This is a genomic window from Mangrovicella endophytica, assembly GCF_002893625.1.
Taxonomy (GTDB): Bacteria; Pseudomonadota; Alphaproteobacteria; order Rhizobiales; family Rhizobiaceae; genus Mangrovicella; species Mangrovicella endophytica.
The window spans coordinates 1-1165 of record NZ_PKMZ01000035.1; the positions used below are offsets into that span (position 1 = coordinate 1).

At 70.0% G+C, this 1165-nt stretch carries 2 protein-coding genes and 1 pseudogene; 2 read left to right on the forward strand and 1 reads right to left on the reverse strand.

Annotation, left to right across the window (positions count from 1 at the left end):
• The coding region (locus C0R46_RS21015) for a hypothetical protein (RefSeq protein ID WP_210200142.1) at window positions 1-329 on the reverse strand (329 nt) is incomplete at its 3' end.
• Here C0R46_RS21015 and C0R46_RS20615 point away from each other — a divergent pair.
• Window positions 313-675 carry a hypothetical protein gene (locus tag C0R46_RS20615; protein WP_210200143.1) on the forward strand — a complete coding sequence of 121 codons (363 nt, stop codon included), beginning with the start codon at window positions 313-315 and terminating at the stop codon, window positions 673-675. The genes C0R46_RS21015 and C0R46_RS20615 overlap by 17 nt on opposite strands.
• Window positions 656-1165: pseudogene (locus C0R46_RS20620) on the forward strand (hypothetical protein); the annotation flags it as partial. The gene C0R46_RS20615 and the pseudogene C0R46_RS20620, both read left to right, overlap by 20 nt.

Sequence of the window (1165 nt, forward strand, 5' to 3'; positions counted from 1 at the left end):
CCACCAGCGGCGGTGGCACGCCCACTGATCCCACCAGCGGCGGCGGTACGCCTTCTGATCCGACCAGCGGCGGCGGTACGCCGGATGCCTCTGGTAGCGCGCCTGACACTGATCTGACGCTGGATATCCATGCCGGACTTCCGGTCGTGGATAATATCGGCGTGGACGTCACGCTCGATCCAGTGGAAAGCCTCGTCGGCGACATCGACCTTGGCATCGGTGCGGACGTGCCCGCCGCGGTTGGCGCCTTCACCGGTACCGTTGAGCGTTGTCGGTGGCGTTGTCGATACCGCTGGCTCGGTGGCAGCTCCGGTGGTCGGCGGTGTCATCGACACGGCTGGCGACACGCTTGGCGCGGCAGCCGGCACCGTCGGCGGCCTCGTCGGCGGCGCTACCGACACGGCTGGCACAGTTGCCACGCCGGTGATCGATACCGTCGGCAGCACCCTCGCCGATCCGCTCGGTACGGTCACGGACACGGCTGGCGGTCTCCTCGGCGGCGGTGCCTCAGTGCCGGGCGACACCGACCTGACGCTCGACCTCGACACCGGCCTGCCGGTGGTGGGCGGCGTCGGCGCGGGGGTCACGCTCGATCCGGTGGAAAGCCTCGTCGGCGACATCGACCTTGGCATCGGTGCGGACGTGCCCGCTGCGGTTGGCGCCGACCGCGGGTGACACGCTCGGCGCAGCAGCCGGCACGACCGGCAGCATTGTCGGTGGAGTCACGGACACGGCCGGTGGTCTCCTCGGCGGCGGTGCCTCAGTGCCGGGCGACACCGACCTCACCGTCGGCCTCGACACCGGTCTGCCGGTGGTGGATGGCGTTGGTGCGGGCGTCACGCTCGATCCGGTGGAAAGCCTGGTTGGCGACATTGATCTCGGCATCGGCGCGGATGTCCCGGCTGCGGTTGGCGCTGTCACCGATACTGTTGGCGGTGTGGTCGACACGGCGGGCAGCATTATTGGCGGCGTCGTTGATACGGCTGGCTCGGCGCTCGACATGGCTGGCTCCGTGGCAGCTCCGGTCCTCGGCGGCGTCATCGACACCGCTGGTGATACGCTCGGCGCAGCAGCCGGCACCGTCGGCAGCGTTGTCGCGGCGGCGTCATCGACACCGCTGGTGATACGCTCGGCGCAGCAGCCGGCACCGTCGGCAGCGTTGTCG